Below are 22,314 nucleotides of genomic sequence, written 5' to 3'. Positions count from 1 at the left end.
TGCGCAATAAACGATGCCGGCCGCCTGAAAGGCGACCGGCCGAGATAGGATGTCGATGGTGAATTACTCGGCTTCGTTCGCCGAGTCTGCGTTGAGCTGGCCGTATTTGGCTTCACCGATCTTCTCGAGCAGATCGAGTTGGGTTTCGAGGAAATCGATATGGCCTTCTTCGTCTGCCAGCAGCTCTTCGAAGAGCTTCATGGAAACGTAATCGCCGGCGTCATGACAGATGTCGCGAGACTTCTTGTAGGCGGTGCGGGCGTCGTATTCTCCGGCAAGATCGGCTTCCAGCACTTCCTTGACGTTCTGACCGATGCGCAGCGGTGCAAGCGTCTGCAGATTGGGATGGCCTTCGAGGAAGATGATACGCGCGACCAGGCGGTCGGCATGGTGCATTTCCTCGATCGATTCGGCGCGCTCCTTCTTGGCGAGTTTGGTATAACCCCAATCTTCAAGAAGGCGATAATGAACCCAATACTGGTTGACTGCACCGAGCTCTAGAAAGAGGGCCTCGTTAAGCCGCTCGATGACTTTTTTGTCGCCTTTCAATGTCCGCTCTCCTGTTTTCTTCATGGAATTCTCTGAGGCGGGACATGAAATCAAATATTTCCGCTTCCGTCGAGTGGCGGCGAGCGTGATAATCTTCGGTTGTCTGGATGATGATATCGACAACGTTCGGGAAGCAACCGCAGCAACGGCCGCGCTTGGCCATGGCGTGATAGACCTTCGCAGGTACGATAAGCTGCCAGCAATCCTCATCGAGAAGATTGTTGATAACGTCCCGGATTTCCTTGTCGGTTATGTAATTGCAACTGCAGACGAGCACGTCTTCATTCCAAACATGACACTTACTATCGTGTTTTCTGCAAAAGAAGATAGGAACTGTCAAGAAAATTCGCGACCCTCATTCGATCACGATTCCGCCGCGGGACATCACACACTGGCGAGCTTGTTCGTAAGTCCTTAAGAAACATCAATTTCCAGGCCGCGAGGATCAATCAGTGGAAATTGCGCCCGCGCGGCATCACGCTCGCGGTCTCCGCGATATCACCGTCCCTCGCCCTCTCTGATGGTCTTTTCTCGCCGATCTTCCTGAGCAGGTTGTCCCGCGCCAGGCTATCCGCCTCCTTCCGCTGCCGGTGATCCTGTGTCGCGCGCAACACCTCGTCCGAGCGTTCGCTGACGCCGAAGCGTTTCGTCTCTCGCTGAAGGATACCGAGCAGCGGCGTCATATCCTCGATATGTTCGACAACGGTATGGATGACGCCGCTCTGGCTTTGTAATTTGCCATAGATTTTCACGAGCCGGGCGCCCATGACCACGGCGCGGTATTTTTCGAAGACTTTCTTCCAGACGATGGCATTGGCAACGCCGGTCTCGTCCTCCAGCGTCATGAAGATCACACCTTTCGCGGAACCCGGCTGCTGGCGTACCAGCACCAATCCCGCGATGATCACGCGCCTCCCATTCGTAACGCGAAGCAGATCGACATTGCGCGTGACGCCCGTCCTGCCTAGCTCTTCACGCAGGAAGGAAACGGGATGCCCTTTCAAAGAGAGCGACAGGTAGCGGTAATCCTCGATGACGTGTTCGCCCGGCAGCATGTCAGGGAGTTTGGCAGCCGGCTCAGGCTGAAGATCGATGTGGCGAACCTTCTCGAAGAGCGGCAGTTCCTCAGTCGCGCTTTTCACATCCAGTGCTCGGACCGCCCACAACGCTTGGCGTCGTGATAGTCCGATGGATTGAAAAGCATCTGCATCTGCCAGCCGTTCGATGACAGATTTCTGCAGGCCGGAGCGTAACCAGAGGTCACGTACAGAATGGTAACTCTCACCGCGGTTTTCGACGAGCTTTCCCATATCTTTAGAGGAAACACCCTTGATCTGCAGAAGACCAAGCCGAACAGCATGGCGAGTCTTGATGATATCCCGCATCTCGCCGTGGCGAAAATCGATTGCTGCCGGCTCAAAAGCCGCCTCTTCAAGCGTACACTCCCAATTCGACAGATTGACATCTGCCGGCAGGATTTTCACCCCATGCTCACGTGCATCCCGCACCAGTTGCGCCGGCGCATAAAAACCCATCGGCTGCGAATTCAGCATCGCCGCGCAGAAGACGTCGGGATAATAGGCTTTCAGCCACGAGGATGCATAGACGAGCAGAGCAAATGAGGCCGCATGGCTCTCTGGAAAGCCATATTCACCAAAACCCTTGATCTGGTTGAAACATTGCTCCGCGAACTCAGGGTCGTAGCCATTTTTGATCATTCCATCCACGAACCGTTTTTGGAAACTATCAATGGTGCCGGTTCTCTTGAATGTCGCCATCGACCGTCGGAGCCGATCTGCTTCTGCTGGTTCAAAGTCTGCTGCGGTAATGGCGATCTGCATGGCCTGCTCCTGAAACAGGGGAACCCCAAGGGTTCTTTCAAGAACAGTTTTTAGTTTCTCACTTGGATATTCGATGGGAAGATTCTTATCCCGCAACTCTCTACGCTTCAGATAAGGATGTACCATGTTGCCTTGAATTGGCCCTGGCCGGACAATCGCCACTTCAATGACAAGGTCATAAAACACGCGTGGTTTTAGGCGCGGCAGCATGCTCATCTGAGCTCGGCTTTCGATCTGGAAAACGCCAAGCGTATCGGCGCGGCCCATCATGTCGTAGACGGGCTCACCCTCCTCTCCATGCTCCTTATTGCCGAGATCAGCGAGCGTCTTCTTTACATCGTAGTGTAGTTCAAGCAGCGTGAAGGCCCTTCGCAGGCAAGTCAGCATACCAAGCGCCAGCACATCCACCTTGAGGATCTGGACATTATCGAGGTCATCCTTGTCCCACTCGATCATGTAGCGATCCGGCATTGCCGTCTTCATGATCGGCACCACCTCATCGAGCCGGTCTCGCGTAATAACGAAACCGCCGACATGCTGGGTAAGGTGACGCGGAAAGCTCAAAAGCTCGGAGGCGTATTTCAGCACGTTCCACGTCACCCGATCCTTCATATCGAGGCCGGCCGCCTTCGCATCCCGTTCCGAAAGATTGTCCTCGGACCAACTCCAGACCAGACTGCTGATTGCCGACTGGACATCTTCCGACAGACCGAAGGCCTTGGCGACCTCGCGACCGGCCGAACGGGTGCGGTAGCTAGTAACAGCTGCTGTCAGACCGGCATGCTCATGACCGTATCTTTCATAAATGGATTGAATGACATCTTCCCGCCGTTCATGCTCGAAATCGACATCGATATCGGGCGGTTCGTCCCGATCCATCGAAATGAACCGGTCGAAGAGAAGCGTGGTCTTTGTAGGATCGACTTCCGTGATCTCAAGGCAATAGCAAATGACTGAGTTGGCCGCCGAACCACGTCCCTGACAGAGGACCTTGAGCACATGGCGGGCGTGATGAATGATCTTATGGACCGTCAGAAAGTACGAGGCGTAATTCTTGCGCTTAATCAGATCCAACTCGTAGGCGATCTGTTCATCAACCTTTTTCGGAACCTCATCAGGGTAGCGCTTTATCGCACCCGCTCTGGTAAGCCTCTCAAGCGTCTCCTGGGGTGTTTCGCCAGGATCGTTTTCAGGCGGATAATTGTGCTTCAATTCATTCAGCGAAAAGCTCAGCTTCCCGAAGAACAGCTGCGCATTCTCGACCGCATCCGGATAATCCCGGAAGATCCTCGATATTTCACGTGAATCCTTGAGATAGCGCTCTGCATTCGGTGCCAGAAGGAATCCGGCTTCCGATATCTCCACATGCTCCCGTATGGCGATCACGATATCCGAAAGCGGCCGGCGCTCCGTGTTATGATAGAGCGGCTGATTGGTCGCAATCAGAGGCACCCGGTTGCGGGCGGCAAGCATGGAAAGGACCGCAAAGGCCTGCCGGTCGCGGCCGTCATAGGCTGGTGACAGCGCCATGAAAAACGCCTTGCGGAACCGTTTGCGGAACCGGTCCAGATATTCTTCAAGAGCAGGCTGGCAACCCGGATCATTTACGACAGCCCGATCGGGGACGAGGGCGAGCATCATCTCGTCACCCCATTCCATAAGCTCCGCTTCCGTCAGGATGCAGGTTCCCTTGACCGCTTCTTCCTTCAGATTGCCGGCACTGAGCAGACGGCAGAGATTTGCCCAACCTTTTCGGTTGCACGGATAGGCAAGGACATCAGGTGTTCCATCCGAAAAAACGAAGCGGGCACCCGGCTGAACCCGGATAGGATCGAAAATGATCTCCGTTTTTCCCTTCTTCTTCGCTTCGGCTAAAATCGCATCCCTGTTCCTGTATCTCTCCTCAAGCTGCTGTGCCTGCGCATGGGCCCGCACCACGCCGGCAACCGAATTCCGGTCCGCGATGCCGAGACCGCCGAGCTTCAGGCAGGCCGCCTGTACGACCATCTCTTCAGGCTTCGAAGCGCCTTCTAGGAACGAGAAATTCGTCTTCGCGCCGATCTCGAAAAATGCCGGTTCGGGTTTCATGCAAAGACCCCATGCATGAACCAGCGAGGATCGGGGCTGTCTCCATAGAGACCCCGGCGATAGATCCAGAAGCGGTGACCGGCCTCATCCTCGATCCGGAAATAATCCCGCGCTTCGGCATCATCGCCATCGATCCACCATTCCATGGCAATTCGTTCAGGGCCTTCGCTTCTTGCCACCTGATGCTGCAGGCGCCGCCAGCGGAAGGTCTGCGGCGCGCCGTCAGGCACTTCGGCAAATGCGACCTCGACCGGCTCCGGCGTTGCAAAGAGCCGCAGCGGACGTTCCTCACGAAAAGGCAGCGCGCGCCTCTGCTCTGATTTGCGCCGTGCCGGAAGGTTCTCCATTGCCGGTACCGTTATGACGGCGCGCTCCGGCACGTGGCTCTCCCGAAGCTGGAAGCTCTGCAGGCAATCCGCGCCAAGCCGGGCCGCGACACGGTCGACAAAACTCGAAAGCGAGATTTCCCCCTGTCGATCTCCCTCGAAATCACCCTGCGCATCGTTGAACGGATCATGCCGCAATACATTCAGGCGCAGGATCTCAAAACCATAGCCGGCGTCGATATCGTCATAGATCACCTGTAGGCGCTCGGAAAATAATCCCGCTATAAGCTTCGGTTCGCGAAGCGGCCGCGAGGCCCCGACGGAAATGCGGTAAACCCTGCCATCGACACGAAACAGCACCAGTTCGAACACCCGCCCGCCGGCGCCACGCGCTTCCAGAGAGGGTTTCAGTGATATGGCAACCTGCCCGGTAACGGCGAGGATCTGTTCCTCCGTTCCGATCGGCTCGGCCAGGCGACATTCGGAAGAGAGGCTGGCAACGGGAAGCCGGGGCGAAATCGGCTCCTCTTCATGGCCCAGCGCCTGATCGAGGCGCAGCAGCAGTGCCGGCCCGAAGCGGCGGGTCAGCGGCGCCCGCGGCGCATGGATAACGTCACCGACATATTTGAGACCGAGCTTCCTTAAGGCATCGACAGTCTGGCCTTCCAGCCGCAGGGCCGCGACGGGCAGCGGCATCAGCATGCGCTCACTCTCCTCGTCATCCACGACGCCACCCTGTCCGAAACGGGAGACAGCCCAGGAAAGACCAGGCGACGAGGAGATCGCGCCCCGCGCATCAAGCCCCATATGAAAGAGCCGTGACAGGATATCCTGAAGCAGCGCCCTTTCCCCGCCGAAGAGATGAGCGCAGCCGGTAATATCCAGAAACAGCCCATCCTTGCCGTCGAGCGCCACCATCGGCGTATAGCGGTCGCACCAGTCAGCAATCGCCTCCAGCAGCCGGCGGTCGGCCGCAGGATCCTCTTCCACGACATCGAGCGCCGGATACATGGCGCGCGCCTCGGCAACGCCCTGCTCCTTCCGCAATCCCAGCTTCTCGGCGAATTCATCCAGCGCCGTCAGCCGCATGGCATTGTTGAGCTTGCCGGAACAGACGAGTGGGGCCGCCGCTTCAGGACGCCCTTTCGAACGCCAGGACAGCCCCCATCGCCTGCGGGCGATACGGTCCGTTGGCAGATGCGGAAAGCTGAGCGACAGAATGCGTTGATTGTTCGCCTGGAGGGCGAGCGAAGCTTGGTTCGTTGACGGGGAGAAATTCGCGTTCATGGGGGTTCCACTCCAGAAGAAAGGAGAGCGGGGCCGGATTGCGGCTCTTCTCCAGCGTGAGACGGAAAATCGGATTGCCGATGCTGCCGGAAAGTTTTGATCCGTCCGGCAACGGTCGCAGATCCGACGGCGCCGGCTCGACATGCAGGCGGAAGGCGGCACTGCTCGCTTCCTCCTCTCCCGCCTGCCGGAGGAGAAAGAGCGGACGCTGCACCGCACGCGCCCTGAGACTGAGCCGGCGGCTTTCGGTCAAGCCGAAATGCAGGGGATTGCCGCGCACTTCGAAGACGACGGCCGAGAAGGCAGCACTTTCGATGGCTGCTTCCGCCAGCCAGAGCGCATCTTCCAGCTTGCGCGGCGCGGCATGGAAAAACCTCTCCGGCTTCAGCCCGAAATCCCTCAGCCCCGGAGCATAAGGGCGCCCCGCCTCCAATGTGCCGACAACATCACCGATCCAGAGCAGCGGCAGCAGCCTGCTGGTCTCCTCCTCCTGCTTCTGCAATCGCGCCGCAATGGCCATCGCCAGACCACTTGCCGCCCCTGCATCGCAAGAACTCGCCGCGCGAAATTCGGTAATTGCATCGAGCTGAAGGCCACCTTCCAAGGCGTCATCGAACTGCTCCACACCGAAAGGCAGGCGCGGCATAATGCGCCCCTGCCGCCTCTCGCGCCCTTCCGACAGGGCTTCCCGTTCCGCTGCGGCTAGCGCCGGCGCGGACTTTCCCTCCAGTCGGGCAATGGTTTCGCGGAGCGCAAAAAGCCGCTCGCGCGCCAGGGCGGTCTGCGCCATGGCGGTCTCTCCATTCGTCTTGTTCCTGTTATGTTCCTATGGATTCCAGAGCTCTAATAAAGAGTCAACCGTCATTTTATAAGAATTTATTCCTGCCTTTGATTCCGCACTCGAAAATCGGCGATAAAGGTTCTATATGGGCCGGCAAAGGAAGGAATATTCATGGCCCACGTAGACCGGAGCGATGATTGGCGGGATCGCCATGCGCCGACGATCAGCACCTTCGAGTCGCTGGCAATGGAGGCCTACAGCCATCTGCCGGACGAATTTCGCAAGCTGACGACCAATCTGACCATCGAAATCGAAGACTTCCCCGATGACGAAGTTTTCGAGGATATGGCGCTTGAAACACCCTTTGACCTGCTCGGCCTTTTCGAGGGACGCGGCATTTCGGAGCGCTTTACCGTGGAAACCGGCGAGATGCCGAACCGCATCCGCCTCTATCGCCGTCCGATCCTCGATTACTGGGCCGAAAACGACGAAACGCTGGGCGACATCATCACCCATGTGCTGATCCATGAGATCGGCCACCACTTCGGCCTCAGCGACGATGACATGGAACGCATCGAGGCAAGCGCCGAAGAAGCGGCCGAACGCTGACCTTATTGCTCGGACAGCTTCATGTCCGGGTGATAATCCTTACCCTCGACGTCCTTGACGACGGCCTGGCCACACTGCATCTGGCCGGTCGCAGCGTTGAAGCTATAGGTGGGCGAGCCCGACAGCGACCAGCCCTTGTTCAGCGCAGCCGTCACCTTGTGGCAGAAGGAAGCGTCGTCGGGACCGGTCAGGAAGCGGTAGAGTTTCATCAGGCGGGCTTTCTTGCGGAAATCAGGTGCGCTTTATGGACCAGAGCTTCCGCCTGGACAAGATGCAGCCGCTCGATCATCCGCCCGTTCGCATTAATGACGTTGAGCCCATCGGTCGCCGGGTCGGCAAAGGCGGCGATGATGGCCTCCGCCTCCGCGATCTCCTCCTCGTCAGGTCCGAAATGCACGTTGGCGGCTGCAATCTGCGTCGGGTGGATCAGCATCTTGCCGGCAAAACCCATGGCACGGCCCTGCCCGCATTCGGCATCGAAGCCATTGCCATCCCGGAAATCGTTGAACACGCTGTCGAGCGCATCGAGACCGTAGGCTTTTACCGCCAGAACGACCTGCATCAGCCAGGGCACGAGATAGGTCCGCCCTGGCTGCGGCAAGACGCCCGTTTCCTTGCGCAGATCGTTGAGCCCGACGACCAGGCAATCGAGCCGCGATCCCGGTGTGCGGCCGGATTCGGCGATTGCTGCGGCATTCAGCACGCCGCGCGGCGTCTCGATCATCGCCCAGATGCGCAATTCGTCCGGCGCATAGGCTTCGGCAAGCAGATCACCGATGGCCATGACGTCCTGCGGTTCGTCCACCTTCGGCAGGAGAACGGCATCGGGCGATAATGTCTTTATCAGTTCCAGATCCGCCAGCCCGTATCCGGATGACAAAGAGTTGATGCGGATGATCCTTTCCTTGCCCTCAAGCGGCGGTCCGGCAAAAAAAGCTTTCAGATTGTCTCGGGCTTCCGCTTTCTTATCGGGGGCTACGGAATCCTCCAGATCGAAAATAACTGCATCGCAATCAAGGGAATAGGTCTTTTCAAGCGCCCGCGCATTGATGGCGGGCACGCTCAGTACAGAGCGGCGCAGACGCAGGGAACGGAGAGGTGGTGTTCGGCTCATGGATTATTAGTGCCAAGCTTCGCAAAACCCGGCAAGACAACAAAAAGCCATGCTTGGCTTGCAGAGAGAAAAAAGAAGGACCACATTCCTTTCCGTAGAAAGGTCTCTAACCAATGCAGAACATTCGCTCCATCTTCTTCATGCTTGCCGGCGCCACGGTTTTCGTAGCCATGCTGCTTCTCACCTTCTCGGTCACGCTCGCCGTTGGCGGCATCCTGACCGTGCTCATGGTCGGTCGCGCCCTTTCGATGAAGATGAAGCCCGCTCCCGTCCGCGCCCGCGCCGACGGCAAGCGCGAAATGCGCATCTGGAACGACGGCCGCGGCACCATCATCGATCTCTGATCGCTTTTCCTGAAAATTCTGACCGACATTGTCGGCTCACACTCCCTTGCTACGTCCTTGAAGCAGCCGAGCATTCAGCCGGCACTTCAAAAAACGAATGGAGGACGAGCATGGACGCGATGGAGAGCAACCAGGCCAAGATGCCGCCGGTCAAGAATGGCCTGCTTCCTTATCTGACGGTCGATGGCGCGGCAAAGGCTGCGGAATTCTACAAGAAGGCTTTCGGCGCCGAACAGGCCTATATCGTGCCGCCCGATGAAAGCGGCCGTACGATGCATATACACCTCTATATCAACGGCAGCTCGCTAATGCTGTCGGATGCCTATCCGGAATACGGTCATCCCTTCAAAGGCCATGAAGGTTTCGCCATCCAGCTTGTCATCGATGATATCGATTTCTGGTGGGATCGCGCGGTGGCTGCCGGCGCCGAAGTGGTCATGCCGGTCGAACTGATGTTCTGGGGCGATCGCTACGGCCAGCTTCGTGATCCGTTCGGCGTGCTCTGGGGCCTGAACGCCCCATCCAAGTAAAGGCCTAGTAAGAAGACATACGCAATCGGCAGGCCACGCGAAACGTCGCGTGGCCTGCATCGGCGAAAGATTCTTCTTCATTTCGGCGGAAAACTGGAATAGATGCAAATTCAGAAAGTACGTTTTGCTGAAATGGAGCATGGGTCATGGATAAATTCGTGAAGCTCACGGGCGTTGCAGCGCCCCTGCCGGTCGTCAATATCGACACCGACATGATCATTCCGAAGGACTATCTGAAGACCATCAAGCGCACCGGCCTTGGCAAGGGCCTTTTCGCCGAAGCCCGCTACAATGAAGACGGTTCCGAAAACCCTGATTTCGTGCTGAACAAGCCGGCATACCGCGAGGCAAAGATCCTGGTTGCCGGCGACAATTTCGGTTGCGGCTCCTCGCGCGAACATGCTCCGTGGGCACTGCTCGATTTCGGTATCCGCTGCGTGATCTCCACCAGCTTCGCCGACATCTTCTACAACAACTGTTTCAAGAACGGCATCCTGCCGATCAAGGTCAGTCAGGAAGACCTCGACAAGCTGATGGACGACGCCGAACGCGGTTCCAACGCCGTTCTGAGCGTCGACCTCGAAAACCTCGAAATCACCGGTCCGGACGGCGGCTCGATCAAGTTCGATCTCGACGAATTCAAGCGTCACTGCCTGCTGAACGGCCTCGACGATATCGGCCTGACCATGGAAAAGGGCAAGGCGATCGACGAATTCGAAAAGAAGAACGCCGCTTCGCACCCCTGGGCTGCCTGAGCCCTATCAAATTGCTTTTAGATCAAGCCGGGCTTTCTGCCCGGCTTTTTCTTGCCCTGGTCTCAGAGAAATTTCCCTTTCCAGAGGTCAAGCTTTTCGAGCGACACGCCGATACCGCCACAGACTTCGATGAGCGGATTATTAAAGCGCGACAGCAGGCCAGCGTGGATATCGGCAACGGCAAGTGCTGCACCACAGGCCGGTTCGACCAGGATGCGCTGCGCATCGGCAAATTTCCGGCAGGCGGCAACGGCATCGGCATCGCTGACGAGAACACTTTCAATCGGATGGTGCTTTGGCAGATCGAAAACATGCTGCGCCACCTGCCGTGCGCCGAGTGAGGTGGCAATCGATGTAATGGCCGGTAGCGAAATACGCTCGTTGGCCTTGAGGCTGGCATGAAATGATGCCGCTCCCTCCGTCTCGACGGCAATGACAGGCACGTCGGAAATCCCATTCCGCCTCAGTCCCTCGACGATTCCGGCAAGCAACCCGCCGCCGCCAACGCTGGTAACGACGCAGTCGAATTTGGCCCCTTTCGCCACCACCTCGTCGATAAGCGTGGCATGGCCATCCCACAGGAGCGGATGATCGAAAGGATGCACATAGGTTGCCTTGCGGCTCTCAGCGAGAGCGATTGCATGCGCATTAGCCTCGTCGAAGACAGATCCATGGACGAGCACCTTGGCACCTGTTGCGGCAATCGTCCGTCGCACGTCCGGCGCGGTCGTCTCGGGCACGACGATGGTAACAGGCACGCCGAGCGCCCGTCCGGCATAGGCCGCGGCAATGCCGGCATTGCCGCCCGAAGCGCAGAAGATCTCCCGCGCGCCGTTTTGAACCTCATGCTGGCAAAGCCGGCCTACACCGCGAAGCTTGAAGCTGCCGGAAGGCTGCAGCGCATCGAGCTTCAGCCAGAGCGGCTTGCCACTGGCGCTGTAATCAGGTGCCGTCTGGAAGAGAGGCGTGTCGAGATGGAGAGGCGCGAAAGACATGGACGAATATCCGAAAAAGAATGGGCAGGGTTATCGTTCTAGCCCGTTTGCGAGCACGGGAGCAACCGTGTCGGACATCACATGACACCAAGCCAGGCGTACCGATTCACCCCTTCTCTCGCTTGAAATGCCCATTTCCGGGGTCTAAGAAGCCGCAGCTTGTTTTTCCGCGGAGGCTTTCATGACAGTGCGCAATCTTTTCCTGCTGCCGGGCGACGGCATCGGCCCCGAAGCGATGGGCGAGGTCCGCAAGATCATCGCTTACATGAACGAAGCGATGAATGCCGGTTTCGTCACCGATGAAGGCCTCGTTGGCGGTTCTGCTTACGATGCGCATGGTGCGGCGATCTCCGAAGACGACATGAAGAAGGCGCTTGCTGCCGATGCCGTGCTCTTCGGTGCCGTCGGCGGCCCGAAGTGGGATAGCGTTCCCTATGAAGTTCGCCCGGAAGCCGGCCTGCTGCGCCTGCGCAAGGACTTGGAACTCTTCGCAAACCTGCGCCCTGCAATCTGCTATCCGGCGCTTGCTTCCGCTTCCTCGCTGAAGCCGGAACTGGTCGAAGGCCTCGACATCCTCATCATCCGTGAACTGACGGGCGGCGTCTATTTCGGCGAGCCGAAGGAAATCATCGACCTTGGCAACGGCCAGAAGCGCGGTATCGATACCCAGGTTTACGATACCTACGAAATCGAGCGCATTGCCGGCGTCGCCTTTGAAATGGCCCGCACTCGCAACAACCGCGTCTGCTCCATGGAAAAGCGCAACGTCATGAAGTCGGGCGTGCTCTGGAACCAGGTCGTGACGGAAACCCACAAGGCGAAATATTCCGACGTCCAGCTTGAGCATATGCTGGCCGATGCCGGCGGCATGCAGCTCGTGCGCCAGCCGAAGCAGTTCGACGTCATCGTCACCGACAACCTCTTCGGCGACATGCTCTCCGACGTGGCCGCCATGCTCACGGGCTCACTCGGCATGCTGCCGTCTGCCTCGCTCGGCGCCCCGGACGGCAAGACCGGCAAGCGCAAGGCGCTCTATGAGCCGGTGCACGGCTCGGCGCCCGATATCGCCGGCAAGGGTATCGCCAACCCGATCGCCATGATCGCCTCTTTCGCCATGTGCCTTCGCTACTCCTTCAACATGGTCAAGGAAGCGGATAACCTGGAAAAGGCGATAGCAAACGTGCTCGACAAGGGCATCCGCACTGGCGACATCATGGCACAGGGCAGCCGCCAGGTCGGCACCGTCGAAATGGGCGAAGCCATCCTCGCCGAATTCAAGGCGCTTTCCGCCTGATATTTCACGTGAAACGTTTTTCGGCCCTTCGCACCCGTGCGGAGGGCCTTTTATTTGGCACGGTCTCATCCATCAGCGCCAAGAGCGGTCGTTACCAGGATCGAAGAGAATTATCTGACCAAACCCGGTCTCTGTCGTAATCCTGTGCATCTTCACTGCCTATTCCTACTCCTAAAGGATTATATGGGTAGTATGGATGCGGGCACTTTTAGTCTCACTGGACAGGCGCTGGCGCAGAAATAGATGCGTCATGCCACCATTGCGCTGGCGCGCATGCCTTTTCGTTACCCTGAATGCCGTCATCCTTTCCATGCTGATCTTCGATGCACCGATTGGTGCCGGTCACCTGCCGGAACCCATTCAGCGCTTTGGGGAAATGTTGACCGATTTCGGCGATTCCGCCTGGCTGATCCTCACCAGTGTCCTGCTCTTCTTTCACGGCAGAGCCGGCTACAAACTCTTGAAAAGCGCAAAGGCAAGAGCCCAGGCGCTCTATGTGAGCTGGATCGGCGCCTATCTGTTCACGACTGTCGTCTTTTCCGGCCTGCTTGCAAATCTTCTGAAACGCACGATCGGTCGTGCGCGCCCTGAACATTTCCAGGATCTCGGCGTGCTTTCCTTCACGCCCTTCTCCGGCCGTGCTGCATTGGAGAGTTTTCCGTCAGGCCATTCGACCACGGTAGGCGCTTTCTTTGCCGCCTTCGCGTTGCTCTTCCCGCGCTACCGAGTTCCCTTCATCGCCGGCGCCATCTGGCTCGGCATGACGCGTGTCATGGTCGGCGCGCACTATCCGAGCGATGTCATAGCCGGCCTCGCCTTCGGCGCCTGGTTCTCGCTGCTGACGGCGATCGTCTATGCCCGCTACGGCCTGCTTTTCAGGCTCGCGCCGGACGGCTGGCCGATGTCCAAGCGATACTTCCCGGACGCATAAGAGATGCGCATGAGAAAATGACACATGAAAAACCCGGCGCCTTTCGGGCGCCGGGTCTTTGATTTCAGGATATCCACCGCGTCTCAATCCATTGCGTGAATATCGCGGTTCTTGGTTTCCGGCAGGAACAGAATACCGATGACCAGCGTGATCGCTGCGAAGACGATCGGATACCAGAGGCCATAATAGATGTTGCCGGCGGCAGCACTCATCGCGAAGGCCGTAGCAGGCAGCAGACCACCGAACCAGCCGTTGCCGATATGATAGGGCAGCGACATGCCGGTATAGCGGATGCGGGTCGGGAAGAGCTCGACCAGCAGTGCCGCGATCGGGCCGTAGACCATCGTCACGTAGAACACGAGCACGAAGAGGATGGCGATCGTCCCCACCCAGTTGACGCGGGCAGGATCGGCCGTCATTGCGAACGAACCGGCACCGGGGATCGTGTAGACCGCCATATCCGTCACGCTTTTTGCTTCATCCGCCGTCAGCAGCTTGCCGGCAACGAGCTTGTCGGCCGGCAGCGTTTCCTTCTGGCCGGCACGTATCGCATCGGCATTGAGGGTGAGCTCCGGATTGGCAGCGATGAAGGCATCGAGCTTGGCATCGGCAACCTTGGCAGCACCGCGCTTCAGCGGGTAGCCAGCATCATGAAGGGCAAGATTGACACCCTTTTCGAACGCGGCACCGGTCTTGGCCGCATCAGCACCGGCTGCAACGGAGTCGTAGCTGGTGATCGTATCGTCACCGACCTTCACGGTTGCAGGCTGGCCGGCCGGACCCGGCACCACGTCATAAGGCACAGAGTTCTTGGTCAGGAACGCCGTTGCGATATCGCAGGAGCTGGTGAATTTCGACGTACCGGTCGGATTGAACTGGAATTTGCAATCCGCCGGATCGGCCGTAACCGTTGCCCGGATCGTCGCCTGCGCCTCGTAAAGGGCCGGGTTTGCCGTATAAGTCATCGCCTTGAACAGCGGGAAGTAGGTGACCGCTGCAATTAGAAGACCCGCCATGATGATCGGCTTGCGGCCGATCTTGTCCGACAGTCCGCCGAAGATGACGAAGAACGGAGTGCCAAGGAAGAGTGCGATGGCGACCATGATATTGGCCGACTGAAGATCGACCTTCAGCACGTTCTGCAGGAAGAACAAGGCATAGAACTGCCCGCCGTACCAGACCACCGCCTGACCCATGGTGGCACCAAAAAGCGCAATCAGCGCGATCTTGGCATTCCGCCACTGACCAAAGGCTTCCGTCAACGGCGCCTTCGATGCCTTGCCTTCGGCCTTCATGCGCTGGAAGGCGGGCGACTCGTTCATCTTCAACCGGATCCAGACGGAGATGCCGAGCAGGACGACGGAGACAAGGAACGGAATACGCCAGCCCCAGGCGGCGAAGGCAGTTGGTCCCATGATCGACTGGACCGAGACGATGACGATCAGCGACAGGAAGAGACCGAGCGTTGCCGTCGTCTGGATCCAGGACGTGAAATAACCGCGACGGCCGTTCGGCGCGTGTTCGGCAACATAAGTCGCCGCACCGCCATATTCACCGCCGAGTGCCAGACCCTGCAGCAGACGCAAGCCGATCAGGATGATCGGAGCGGCAATGCCGATCGAGGCCGCCCCCGGCAGGATGCCGACCAGGAAGGTCGAGAAGCCCATGATGAGAATGGTCATCAGGAAGGTGTATTTGCGGCCGACGAGGTCGCCTAGACGGCCGAAGACCAGCGCGCCGAATGGGCGCACCAGGAAACCCGCAGCGAAAGCGAGCAGCGTGAAGATGTTGCGCGTTGCTTCCGGATACTGGGTGAAATAGGTCGCGCCGATATAGGTGGCGAGCGAACCATAAAGATAGAAATCATACCATTCGAAAACCGTGCCGAGCGACGAGGCGAAGATGACCTTCTTCTCCTCGCCCGTCATCGGACCGGCTTTCGCACCGTCGACGCTTGCGACATTTGCCATTGTCTGTCCTCCACAGAGTGATGAGCAACGGTCGCGGCCTACTCTCCTCAAAGCATACCCCTGGCCACGACACGCCTGACGAGAGTTTGACAGAAAAGACGAGTCAGAAAGAGGGATGCTTTGGGATTATGACTTTAGTCTAATTTTTGTGCATGGATGGTCACAGCATGGCGGAACAGGCCCGCCGCAATGCTCACCCCCGCAAAGCCTGGGCCGGAGACTGCCGATAGGCGAGCACCGCCGGCAAGGCGGCGAGGACAGTGGCGAAGGCAAGAAGCATTATAGCAAGCGCTCCGTCTTCACGGGCGAAGCCGACGGGCAGGTTGACGCCACTGCTTTGCGAGAAGAAGCCGGAAAGAATGAGCGCGGCACCGTAGCCGAGTGTAAAACCAAGCCCGACCCCAGCGGCAACAAGAATAAAAAACTCCAGCCAGACAATACCGAATATGGCACTGCGGGGAGCACCGAAGGCACGCAGCGCACCGATCTGCCTGCGGCGCTGGCCGATATGGATGACAGTCACAAGGATCAGCGAGGCTGCGACCAGCACCTGCGCACCAGAGGCAACGGCAACAAGAAACTGCTTGGCATCACCGAGCGTCGCATAAAGATTGGTCAGGACTTCGCCGGGAAAGACGGCAATCGTCGTGCCATTGCGATAGTCCTGCCGCAGTTTGTAGGCATCGGCAATCGTCTTCGGCTTGACGAGGATGGCCGGAAGACCGGGCGTTTCCGCAGTCCAGCTCTCGTTCAGGCCGGCATGGGTTTCAGCCTCCGCATGATGGTCGGCTTCCTCATGAGCGCCCTCCGTGGCGGCGTGGTCATGGTCGTGCTCTTCGCCCGCTTCCAGCCCATGAATATGCCAGACGGCCTGGATCGGAACGAGAATGGCCCGGTCCCATGCTGTGCCTGTCGGTCGTAGGCGCCCGATCACGCGATAGGCAAGTTCCGTATGCGTATGGCCGCCGGTTTCGATCGTGCCGTGCATCGGTTTGATCTCGCTGCCGATAGCCAAGTTAACGCTTGCGCCGATGACAGCCTCGCCCTCGCTGGCGAAACCTTGACCTTCGGAAAAGCCGCCGGAAATCGTTTCCGTCAACGCTGTCGTCGTGCCGATGATCGGATAGCCTGAGAAGGAATCGCCGAAACCAACGGGGGCAGCCCATTCGACGCGCGGATCGGCAGCGAGTTTTGCCAGGACGTCGCCGGACATTAGCGGCAGCGCGGACGGCTGCAGGAAAACGGACGAGAGCACGAGCTGGGTCTCGCTGCCGCCCGCGCCGATGACGAGATCGAACTTGTCGGCCGCCCGCGCACTGCCGAGACGAAGAGCCCTTTCCTGCAGGATGACGGAAACGCCGAGCGCGGTCGCAAGCGCCACGAGCAGTACAACAACGAGAGAGCCGGCCCATAAACGGCGCAGATCGGCAAGGATGAAGCGGATCATGCGGCCGCTCCCTTGATCGCGGAATCGTCGATAATGCGGCCGGAACGAAACGTCAGGCATCGGTCGAAACGAGTGGCGAGGCGGGGATCATGCGACACGACGATCAGGGTACTGCCTTCGGCCATGGCAAGATCGAGCAGCAGATCACCGACGGCATCGCCGCTGTCGGCATCGAGGCTCGCGGTCGGTTCGTCGGCGACGATGACACCGGGTTTGCGCAGGAGCGCCCGGGCAATCGCCACGCGCTGCATTTCGCCACGCGACATGGTTTCGATCCTCTGTGCGGCGCGCTCAAGACCGACAGTGTGGAGGAGATCGTGGGCGCGCTCGATTATCGTCGACGTCGCGGCACGCGCGAGACGCGCAGGCAACAGCACGTTTTCGACAGCGGACAGGCCGGGGAAAAGGTGAAACTCCTGCATGACCAACCCGATATTGGCGGCCCGAAAGCGGTCACGGCGACTTTCGGAGAGCGCGGCAATATTCTCACCGTTCCAGCGGACACGGCCCTCGCAAACCCGCTCCAGTCCGGTGACGATATTGACGAAGGTACTTTTGCCGGATCCCGAGGCGCCGGTAACCACGACACGGCTGCCCGCGTCGATCGACAGATGATCGACGGCGAGCGCAGGTGCCGAAAGGCCAGGAAACGTCATGGCCAGTTGTTCGATTTCAAGAGCTAGCATCGATGCTCAGACGCTGGAATATTCGGCCTGGCGGATACGCAGCAGGCTTACAAAGCCGGTTTCCGGGTCCTTCCACGACCCGAACTCGAGCGTGCCACGCACTTCGATAGTCTGGCTCGGCTGTACGAAGGTCTGCTTCTCGCCGAGATAAACGACGACGATATTGTCCGGCCAGTCTGCGTCGGAAGAGCAGAAGGGGCAGAGTGACATCGGTATCTCCGTAAGTACGAAGAATTGCGCCTCAGCCTTTAACGGCGGCGCCATGAAGCCCTTGATACTGATTTCCTTGCCAGCAAGGCGCTTTACCTTGTCGGAAAATTCGAGACCAAGCACACCAAATTTTCCGTAGAGTTCATCGAAGCTGATCGAGGAATCATCGGCAATCACAGGCCGGGCGACAGCGAAGGGAACCGCAGCCATGACGCCCATGAGGCGACGGCGGCTGAGATTCAGCAAAGCGAGCCTTTCCATAGCGGTCTCCAAAAACGGATACCCGGCCGCATAGCGACCGGGATGAGGATCGATGAAAAGTCCCAGACCGGCAAGCGGCCTGGGACACAGGTGCTTAGTTCGTCTGCTTGGCGCCGAGCGCGAAAGCGTCGGCGAGAACGCGGTAGACGTCGCTCTGTTCCATATAGCCTTTGAAGCCCTCCGATCCGGGGCCGGTCGACTGCAGGACAACGTCATCGACGGTATGCGCGCCGGTGGCCGCACTCTTCGGCAGGTTACCCGGAACGAAGACGGCGCCAGGAACATCCTTGTAGACTTCGTTGGCGACGTAGTCCTTCTTCTCGTTCTGGATGGCCGGAGTGTATGGATTATCCAGCTTCGGGCGGAAAGTTTCGTAGTGGTCAGGATAATTACTGACGAACAGGGCGAGACGTTTGGAGACGTCAACGCTGTCGGGATAGCCGTCATTATTGGCATCGACATAGTTGGTGAAGCTGCGGCCAGCGACCTTCTCTCGCATCTCCGTACCTTCAATCGTATCGTCGATCGTGCCGACGATCGTGATGCCGTGCGTATGGTCACCGGTGACGACGATCAGCGTGTCGGGATTGCTGGCGGCGAATTCCTTCGCCAGACCGACGGCCTTGTCAAATTCGATCGTATCGATGGCAGCGCGCTCGCCATCGAGAGGATGTGACATCTTGTCGATGTTGGCAGCTTCGACCATCAGGAAGAAACCTTCGGGATTCTTCGAGAGCTTGTCGAGCGCGACCTTGGTCATTTCAACAAGGCCGGGCTGGGCCGGGAATTTGCCGACAGTGCCCTTCTTCAGGAATTCGCGGTCGAGCGTCGTATCCATGTTGCCAGTGTGGAACAGGCCGAGGATCTTGCCTTCGTTAGTGCTGGCAGCGGCGGCGAGTTCCGTCTTGTCGATCGCGAGCTTATAGCCGGCGTCCTGGAACATCTTGACATAGTCCTTGTCGTCCTTGCGCTTCGAGCCGGCAGTCGCCTGCGGCAGGAAGTAGGCCGAGCCGCCACCGAGGATGACATCCGGCTTCACGTCGAACAGCATGCCGGTGATTTCGGCTTTGTCATCACGACGACGGGTATGGGAGACGACGGCAGCGGGCGTCGCGTCCTGAAGTTCGGAGGTCGTAACGACGCCGATCGACTTCGAAGTCTGGCGACGCAGGGCTTCGCCAAAAGTTTCGACGCGCGGGTCGTCCAGCGTGTCGAGTGTCCTGTCGGCATAGACGCCGAGCGAGTTGATGGCGCCCTTATGGCCGGTCATGTAGGCCGACATCGTATTGGCGCTGTCGGTGGTAACCGAATCGGTGGCGGACGTGCCGATAAAGGCCATATGATCGAGATCGTCGATGTTCAGGCGGCCGTTCGCCTTGCCTTCGGTCATGCCCTTGGACATGATACGGGCTGCGGTGCGGTGAGCGACGGAAAGACCATCACCGAGGAAGAAAATGATATTCTTGGCTTTCGGCTGTGCGGAAGTGCCGAAAACTTCCCAGGTCACGGCCTTCTTTTCGTCGCCGGCGGCGACTTCAACTTTGTAGGTGCCCGGAGCGGCAATCTTCAGGCCGCGCAGCAGGAGAGCGGAACCGAGAGCCTTGTCTTCCTTGCCCTTTTCCAGCTCGACGAACTGTGCCTCGCCCCCGAGGACAGTCTTGTAGTCCTGGCCATTGACCGTGATCTTCACGTCTTCCGGCTTGACCTGCTTGGAAAGCTCGACCTTGAAGTCGAAAGGCGAACCGGCGAGAATCGTAGCACGATCAAGCGGATAGATCGAGGCTGCTTGAGCAGCACCGGCCAGAATCGTGGTGGCCGCAAAAGCGGCGAGAAGCATACGCATGGAAAAACCCCCGTTTTTCGTTGCAGTCATCACAACGGGTCGGGGATACCCCTCGGCAATGACAGAGGGATGACAAAACGCCGCAGCATGGCAACCCCCTCTCCTCCGCTCGCCACATACGCAAAAACCTTGACTCCTGTGGAAAACGTTTTATGAGCAACGACGGAAAAGGAATATCCATGGTTCGCCACGAGCATGCCATCGCTGAGCGCAACAACCTGGCAGGAAGTGCCGGGCTGGATTTTGCCGTTCCGGTTTCTTCCAAAACCAAGGCCAAAACGACGACGAAAACCGTCTGACGTCTCTGGCCTGCCGCTCTCTCCCCGGCCCGGCCGGGGACAGGAAGTCGCGATGATGTCGCGCTTCCCCCCTCACCGGACAAGAGGAGAGAAGAGAAAGAGAGCTTGAGAAATGGGTTTCAAAGTTGCAGTTGCCGGAGCCACCGGAAATGTCGGGCGGGAAATGCTCAACATTCTCTCCGAGCGCGGTTTCCCAGCCGATGAAGTCGTAGCACTCGCCTCCTCCCGCTCCCAGGGCCTCGAGGTTTCCTATGGCGACCGGACGCTGAAGGTCTCCAATCTGGAGAATTACGATTTCTCTGACACCGATATCTGCCTGATGTCGGCCGGCGGCGAGGTTTCCAAGCGCGTCTCCCCGAAGATCGGCCAGCAGGGCTGCGTCGTCATCGACAATTCCTCGGCCTGGCGCTACGACGCCGACGTGCCGCTGATCGTTCCGGAAGTAAATCCGGACGCGATCTCGCTCTTCACGAAGCGCAACATCATTGCCAATCCGAACTGCTCGACTGCCCAGCTCGTCGTCGCGCTGAAGCCGCTGCATGACTTCGCCAAGATCAAGCGTGTCGTCGTCTCGACCTATCAGTCGGTCTCCGGCGCCGGCAAGGAGGGCATGGACGAGCTCTTCAACCAGACGCGTGCCGTCTTCGTTGCCGATCCGATCGAGAACAAGAAGTTCACCAAGCGCATAGCCTTCAACGTCATTCCGCACATCGACGTCTTCATGGAAGACGGCTACACGAAGGAAGAATGGAAGGTTCTTGCTGAAACGAAGAAGATGCTCGATCCGAAGATCAAGGTGACCTGCACTGCGGTACGCGTTCCCGTCTTCATCGGTCATTCGGAATCGGTCAACATCGAATTCGAAAACGAGATCACCGCAGATCAGGCCCGCGATATCCTGCGCGAAGCGCCGGGCTGCCTCGTCATCGACAAGCATGAGGACGGCGGCTACATCACGCCGTATGAATCTGCCGGCGAGGACGCGACCTACATCTCGCGCATCCGCGAAGATGCGACCGTCGAGAACGGTCTCAACCTGTGGGTCGTCTCCGACAACCTGCGCAAGGGTGCGGCTCTCAACGCCATCCAGATTGCCGAACTGCTCATCAATCGTGGCCTCGTCAAGCCGCGCAAGCAGGCAGCCTGATACCATTTGTAAACCATAATATGCTAAAGCCCTGCTCGACGAGCGGGGCTTTTTCGGGCAAATACCGCCGTATAAGCGTTCGCTAAAGGGCGACCGTGACAAAATCGCCGGTGACTGGCATTCTCTTGCCTGGCCTGAAAGCTATGCAGATCGAGAGCGGGGTTTCTCAATGCGCATGACAAAATTGATTCTGGCGGCCGCCGCGGCAATGGGCGTCCTCCATGCGGTACCGGCGTTCGCGCAGGGTGCCCAGTGCGGTAACACCAGTGCCGGTTTCGAGGCCTGGGTCGCCGATTTCAAACAGACGGCGGCAGCCAATGGTGTGAGCCAGTCCGTCTTGAGCCGCGCCTTCGCCAATGTCAGCTACAACAAGCCGACGATTTCGGCCGACCGCGGCCAGAAGAGCTTCAAGCTCTCCTTCGATGCTTTCATGAAGAAGCGCGGCGGTGCCGCCGTTATCTCTCGCGGACGGTCGATGAAGGCCGCCAACCAGGCTCTCTTCGCTTCGATCGAGCGCCGTTTCGGCGTTCCGGCCGGCCCATTGATTGCCATCTGGGGCATGGAAACCGGCTTCGGCAGCTATATGGGCAACCAGCATACCATGTCCGCAGTCTCGACCCTCGCCTATGACTGCCGCCGTTCGGAATATTTCACCGACCAGCTTTATGCAGCCCTACAGCTCGTTTCGGAGGGTTATCTGAGCCCGCAAGCCCGAGGCGCTGCCCATGGCGAAATCGGCCAGACGCAATTCCTGCCGCGCAACGTGGTGCGTTACGGCGCTGATGGCGACGGCGACGGCCGCGTCGACATGGTCGGCTCTCGCGCTGATGCACTGGCTTCGACTGCCAATTTCCTCAAGGGTCACGGCTGGCGCGCCGGCGCAGGCTACCAGCCGGGCGAACCGAACTTCGTCGCCATCGAGGGATGGAATGCCGCAACGGTCTATCAGCAGGCAATCGCCTATATCGGCCAGCAGATCGACGGCAACTGAAGAGACGTTCGATAGG

Annotated in this window: 22 protein-coding genes; 9 read left to right on the top strand and 13 right to left on the bottom strand. The window is 58.7% G+C overall.

Annotated features, from left to right (window positions below; all coding sequences use genetic code 11):
- Window positions 1-63: 63 nt before the first annotated feature.
- From bfr to FHX06_RS35665, 5 genes are all read right to left on the bottom strand, one after another.
- Window positions 64-549, bottom strand: coding sequence for a bacterioferritin (gene bfr, locus FHX06_RS23950; protein WP_027512212.1), 486 nt, complete (start codon window positions 547-549; stop codon window positions 64-66).
- The gene (locus FHX06_RS35670) at window positions 515-889 is read right to left on the bottom strand and encodes a (2Fe-2S)-binding protein (RefSeq protein ID WP_112544925.1); all 375 of its coding nucleotides are present in this window, start codon (window positions 887-889) and stop codon (window positions 515-517) included. The genes bfr and FHX06_RS35670 overlap by 35 nt, the downstream gene beginning before the upstream one ends.
- A gap of 109 nt (window positions 890-998) precedes the next feature.
- Window positions 999-4,478 (bottom strand): error-prone DNA polymerase, encoded by a 3,480-nt coding sequence (locus tag FHX06_RS23940; RefSeq protein ID WP_183881134.1) that lies wholly within the window; start codon window positions 4,476-4,478, stop codon window positions 999-1,001.
- Complete coding sequence (locus FHX06_RS23935; protein ID WP_281413442.1) at window positions 4,475-5,965, bottom strand: Y-family DNA polymerase; 1,491 nt, start codon at window positions 5,963-5,965, stop codon at window positions 4,475-4,477. The genes FHX06_RS23940 and FHX06_RS23935 overlap by 4 nt, the downstream gene beginning before the upstream one ends.
- On the bottom strand, window positions 5,937-6,881 hold the full coding sequence (locus FHX06_RS35665; RefSeq protein WP_246715624.1) for an ImuA family protein: 945 nt from the start codon (window positions 6,879-6,881) through the stop codon (window positions 5,937-5,939). The genes FHX06_RS23935 and FHX06_RS35665 overlap by 29 nt, the downstream gene beginning before the upstream one ends.
- A gap of 162 nt (window positions 6,882-7,043) precedes the next feature.
- Here FHX06_RS35665 and FHX06_RS23930 point away from each other — a divergent pair, with 162 nt between their 5' ends.
- Window positions 7,044-7,481, top strand: a complete 438-nt coding sequence (locus FHX06_RS23930; protein ID WP_007824789.1) for a metallopeptidase family protein — start codon at window positions 7,044-7,046, stop codon at window positions 7,479-7,481.
- Between the two features lie 2 nt (window positions 7,482-7,483).
- On the opposite strand, the gene FHX06_RS23925 is transcribed toward FHX06_RS23930, so the two are convergent.
- Both FHX06_RS23925 and FHX06_RS23920 read right to left on the bottom strand, forming a co-directional pair.
- Window positions 7,484-7,690, bottom strand: coding sequence for a DUF1737 domain-containing protein (locus FHX06_RS23925; RefSeq protein ID WP_112970700.1), 207 nt, complete (start codon window positions 7,688-7,690; stop codon window positions 7,484-7,486).
- A complete protein-coding gene (locus tag FHX06_RS23920) occupies window positions 7,690-8,595 on the bottom strand; it encodes an HpcH/HpaI aldolase/citrate lyase family protein (RefSeq protein WP_113115902.1) in 906 nt (301 codons plus the stop codon). The genes FHX06_RS23925 and FHX06_RS23920 overlap by 1 nt, the downstream gene beginning before the upstream one ends.
- 113 nt (window positions 8,596-8,708) lie before the next feature.
- On the opposite strand from FHX06_RS23920, the gene FHX06_RS23915 reads away from it, so the two are divergent.
- The 3 genes from FHX06_RS23915 to leuD all read left to right on the top strand — a co-directional run bounded on the left by FHX06_RS23915 (window position 8,709) and on the right by leuD (window position 10,224).
- Window positions 8,709-8,939 carry a hypothetical protein gene (locus tag FHX06_RS23915; RefSeq protein WP_007824784.1) on the top strand — a complete coding sequence of 77 codons (231 nt, stop codon included), beginning with the start codon at window positions 8,709-8,711 and terminating at the stop codon, window positions 8,937-8,939.
- A gap of 110 nt (window positions 8,940-9,049) precedes the next feature.
- Window positions 9,050-9,469 carry a VOC family protein gene (locus FHX06_RS23910; protein ID WP_112544930.1) on the top strand — a complete coding sequence of 140 codons (420 nt, stop codon included), beginning with the start codon at window positions 9,050-9,052 and terminating at the stop codon, window positions 9,467-9,469.
- Window positions 9,470-9,615: 146 nt separating this feature from the next.
- A complete protein-coding gene (leuD, locus tag FHX06_RS23905) occupies window positions 9,616-10,224 on the top strand; it encodes a 3-isopropylmalate dehydratase small subunit (protein WP_112970697.1) in 609 nt (202 codons plus the stop codon).
- A 62-nt stretch (window positions 10,225-10,286) separates the two neighbouring features.
- Here leuD and FHX06_RS23900 read toward each other — a convergent pair whose 3' ends face one another.
- Window positions 10,287-11,219 carry a pyridoxal-phosphate dependent enzyme gene (locus FHX06_RS23900; RefSeq protein WP_113209799.1) on the bottom strand — a complete coding sequence of 311 codons (933 nt, stop codon included), beginning with the start codon at window positions 11,217-11,219 and terminating at the stop codon, window positions 10,287-10,289.
- Window positions 11,220-11,400: 181 nt separating this feature from the next.
- On the opposite strand from FHX06_RS23900, the gene leuB reads away from it, so the two are divergent.
- Entirely contained in the window at window positions 11,401-12,513 is a 1,113-nt protein-coding gene (gene leuB / locus FHX06_RS23895) for a 3-isopropylmalate dehydrogenase (RefSeq protein ID WP_112970695.1), read from the top strand.
- A gap of 196 nt (window positions 12,514-12,709) precedes the next feature.
- Entirely contained in the window at window positions 12,710-13,444 is a 735-nt protein-coding gene (lpxE, locus tag FHX06_RS23890) for a lipid A 1-phosphatase LpxE (RefSeq protein ID WP_183849690.1), read from the top strand.
- A gap of 83 nt (window positions 13,445-13,527) precedes the next feature.
- Here the strand turns inward: lpxE and FHX06_RS23885 are convergent, their stop codons facing one another.
- The 5 genes from FHX06_RS23885 to FHX06_RS23865 all read right to left on the bottom strand — a co-directional run bounded on the left by FHX06_RS23885 (window position 13,528) and on the right by FHX06_RS23865 (window position 19,861).
- Complete coding sequence (locus FHX06_RS23885; protein ID WP_112544935.1) at window positions 13,528-15,414, bottom strand: MFS transporter; 1,887 nt, start codon at window positions 15,412-15,414, stop codon at window positions 13,528-13,530.
- Window positions 15,415-15,607: 193 nt separating this feature from the next.
- Window positions 15,608-16,861 (bottom strand): ABC transporter permease, encoded by a 1,254-nt coding sequence (locus FHX06_RS23880; RefSeq protein WP_183881132.1) that lies wholly within the window; start codon window positions 16,859-16,861, stop codon window positions 15,608-15,610.
- A complete protein-coding gene (locus tag FHX06_RS23875; RefSeq protein WP_183881130.1) occupies window positions 16,858-17,547 on the bottom strand; it encodes an ABC transporter ATP-binding protein in 690 nt (229 codons plus the stop codon). Before FHX06_RS23875 ends, FHX06_RS23880 begins: the two co-directional genes overlap by 4 nt.
- A 6-nt stretch (window positions 17,548-17,553) precedes the next feature.
- Window positions 17,554-18,018, bottom strand: coding sequence for a hypothetical protein (locus FHX06_RS23870; RefSeq protein ID WP_113206081.1), 465 nt, complete (start codon window positions 18,016-18,018; stop codon window positions 17,554-17,556).
- A gap of 94 nt (window positions 18,019-18,112) precedes the next feature.
- Window positions 18,113-19,861, bottom strand: a complete 1,749-nt coding sequence (locus FHX06_RS23865) for an alkaline phosphatase (RefSeq protein ID WP_183881128.1) — start codon at window positions 19,859-19,861, stop codon at window positions 18,113-18,115.
- 116 nt (window positions 19,862-19,977) lie between these two features.
- Between FHX06_RS23865 and FHX06_RS23860 the strand changes: the two genes are divergently transcribed.
- From FHX06_RS23860 to FHX06_RS23850, 3 genes are all read left to right on the top strand, one after another.
- A complete protein-coding gene (locus tag FHX06_RS23860) occupies window positions 19,978-20,160 on the top strand; it encodes a hypothetical protein (protein ID WP_112970689.1) in 183 nt (60 codons plus the stop codon).
- Between the two features lie 112 nt (window positions 20,161-20,272).
- A complete protein-coding gene (locus FHX06_RS23855; RefSeq protein WP_112544940.1) occupies window positions 20,273-21,307 on the top strand; it encodes an aspartate-semialdehyde dehydrogenase in 1,035 nt (344 codons plus the stop codon).
- 169 nt (window positions 21,308-21,476) lie between these two features.
- On the top strand, window positions 21,477-22,298 hold the full coding sequence (locus tag FHX06_RS23850; protein WP_112544941.1) for a lytic transglycosylase domain-containing protein: 822 nt from the start codon (window positions 21,477-21,479) through the stop codon (window positions 22,296-22,298).
- Window positions 22,299-22,314: the final 16 nt, after the last annotated feature.

It is taken from the genome of Rhizobium sp. BK512 (assembly GCF_014194915.1).
Lineage (GTDB): Bacteria > Pseudomonadota > Alphaproteobacteria > Rhizobiales > Rhizobiaceae > Rhizobium.
Note: the sequence above shows the minus strand (reverse complement) of the source record. Positions and strands in the feature narration are given on the sequence as shown.